The sequence below is a fragment of the Epilithonimonas tenax DSM 16811 genome, from assembly GCF_000428485.1.
Taxonomy (GTDB): domain Bacteria; phylum Bacteroidota; class Bacteroidia; order Flavobacteriales; family Weeksellaceae; genus Epilithonimonas; species Epilithonimonas tenax.
Genome location: NZ_AUAA01000089.1, coordinates 1 through 2282, shown reverse-complemented (window position 1 = coordinate 2282; position 2282 = coordinate 1). Strand labels below are relative to the sequence as shown.

The window sequence follows — 2282 nt, the reverse complement described above, 5'->3', positions numbered from 1 at the left end:
AGTTCCGCTTCTGGATTATTAAGCATTTCTAAATGTTCATTGTCAGATAGTTCGTCTTTCATTTGCGGAATGTTGGTTTAAAATATCGCATAACGGGAAAAGTATTGGCGAAGGACGGGCTACCTTGCAGACCATTTCAAAGGAAAACCGACCTGAGCAAAATGCTTTTTCAGATTTCTAAATTACGGAAAAAAGAAATATGAAAAGCATTTTGCGGATATTGCTAACTGAATTCTCAAAGACAATATTCACCCCGTCTTTTGCCAATACTATGTTGTAGGCAGTGCTTTTAATATACGACTGGTTCCATTCCCATTTTTTCTCTAATATAGTTTACTTTGTTAGTTTCAGATTTATTTTCTATTAAATCTTCAGGGGCAAAGATTATTTCATTTGAATTTGTGTCATAAATGAAAAATTCTTGTTTTTCATAATCATAACACATTGCTTTACCATCAATAAAATTTCTAATTTCCGAACCACTAATTGCAGGAACAATGATGTTACCTGCAAAATCCATTATTCCGTGTTTTATTAACTTATTTTCCCTTACAATAGTAAAATTGACCCCCGAATCGTAAGACTCAACAGTAACTTCACTTAATTCTGCGAAGTTGAGATAGTCGCCATTGATATTTAATAAATCGTAATTAAAAGGCAAAACAGTTTTGTTTGTAAAATCTACCAAACCATATTTCAGTTTGTCAAATGAAACAGTCAAATATTTCTCGTTACAAGATGATATATCTTTGTAAATAAATGGGAATAGAATTTCATTTTTATTGTTAATTAATCCTATTTTTCTGTTTTTGCAGACAAAAACTTTGTTTCCACGGAAATCATCAGCAATTCCTAAAATTGAATCATTTTTCATCCAATATTCACCATTCTCAAATTTATAATCTGCAATATTGTCGTATTCAAAAGGTATTACAATTTCGTGATTTGTGTCAATATAACCCCATTTGTTATTTTTTTTGACTCCAAGTAGACCTTCCGAAAATTTGATCATAGCGTAATCATAAACAAGCGGAATTACGATTTCCCCTTGTCTATTAATCGCACCATAAATTGCGTCAACAGAAACTACGGCAAAATTCGTTTCTTCGTCAAACAACGCAACTTGTTCCCAATCTGTTGGATATTCACCTGTGTTCTCGAAATAGGTGAATAAATCATCATCGATTTCTCTCGGCTCAATTTTCCTCATAAAAATTTGCAAATTTTTCCAAGGTCGGTAGATATTTTTCTCTTTTGGACGGTTTGTTTAAGAATTGAGGATGATAAAAATGATTTTTATGATAATATTGTTCGTCAATTAAGAAGTCATCTTCCAAGTAATCAAATGCACTTTTTTTTACAAATTCGAAAATTTTAACTGCTGAATTCTTAAGAAAAGCAATATTTTTTGATTTTTTATTTGTGTAGAAGTCACCAAATCCAATGTATACGGGTTTCTTCTTGAAATCTAAAATCATTGCATCTACATCAGGTAGAAGAAATGGAGATTGTGTTTCATTACCTTTTTTATGTGCAAAATCTACATTGGGTGAACAAATATTGTATAAATTAAAAATTTGAATAACGCCATCAAGTTTAAAATTTTTGTTCACATAATTACCATTGAAAATTGGTAAAATATCTCTCATCGTCGGGTCACCATCTGAAACGAACCAACATTCTGAATTTATTTTTTCATTATAATATTTTGACAACTTTTCAGCAATTACATTATCGATTCCTTTTCCTGGCTTTGCGCTTCCTGGATTTTTCATAACAATCGAACCAATTAAATCCCAAGAATCACCAAATTGCAGTAAAGTTCTTGTGCGAAATATTAACGATTCATCATTTATAAACTCTGCATAAACTTTCATATTACATTTTTTTCCAATCGTGCTGTCCTCCTGAAATACAACCATTAGATTTTGGCATTTTGTCCGTTTGTATTAAAGTTGAGCATTTTTTACATAAATAATTTGTATTTCCAACTTCTCCTAATTTATTCCAATCGTGTTGACCACCACTTGGACATCCGTTAGATTTTGGTTGAGTTGAATTCTTAATCAAAGTTTCACATTTTTTACATTGATACCAATCTATTGACATATTTTAGAGTTTTAGTTATTTTACAAATTTAGGTATTAAAGCGGTCAAATTGTGGCGGTATGCTGGTAGCATTGCCTACAACGTTTTGCGGCTTGGCGATGGCGGGAAAACCGAAGCCGAAAACTTCAACTAAACTACAAAATAAAATACAAGCACAAAACCTGAATTTAGCA

The 2282-nt window shown here is 31.5% G+C and carries 3 protein-coding genes; all 3 read right to left on the bottom strand.

The window, feature by feature from the left end; all coding sequences use genetic code 11:
- Positions 1 to 289: 289 nt before the first annotated feature.
- Genes F564_RS0117560 through F564_RS0117550 form a run of 3 tightly spaced genes read right to left on the bottom strand, consistent with a single transcriptional unit; the run spans position 290 to position 2109 of the window.
- Complete coding sequence (locus F564_RS0117560; RefSeq protein ID WP_028123725.1) at positions 290 to 1210, bottom strand: WG repeat-containing protein; 921 nt, start codon at positions 1208 to 1210, stop codon at positions 290 to 292.
- On the bottom strand, positions 1197 to 1877 hold the full coding sequence (locus tag F564_RS0117555) for a hypothetical protein (protein WP_028123724.1): 681 nt from the start codon (positions 1875 to 1877) through the stop codon (positions 1197 to 1199). The genes F564_RS0117560 and F564_RS0117555 overlap by 14 nt, the downstream gene beginning before the upstream one ends.
- A gap of 1 nt (position 1878) precedes the next feature.
- Positions 1879 to 2109, bottom strand: coding sequence for a hypothetical protein (locus F564_RS0117550; RefSeq protein ID WP_028123723.1), 231 nt, complete (start codon positions 2107 to 2109; stop codon positions 1879 to 1881).
- Positions 2110 to 2282 lie beyond the last annotated feature (173 nt).

Bases quoted from the DNA above. Each gene is read 5' to 3' on its own strand.
- F564_RS0117555 (WP_028123724.1), bottom strand. From the start codon at position 1,877: ATGAAAGTTTATGCAGAGTTTATAAATGATGAATCGTTAATATTTCGC.
- F564_RS0117560 (WP_028123725.1), bottom strand. From the start codon at position 1,210: ATGAGGAAAATTGAGCCGAGAGAAATCGATGATGATTTATTCACCTAT.
- F564_RS0117550 (WP_028123723.1), bottom strand. From the start codon at position 2,109: ATGTCAATAGATTGGTATCAATGTAAAAAATGTGAAACTTTGATTAAG.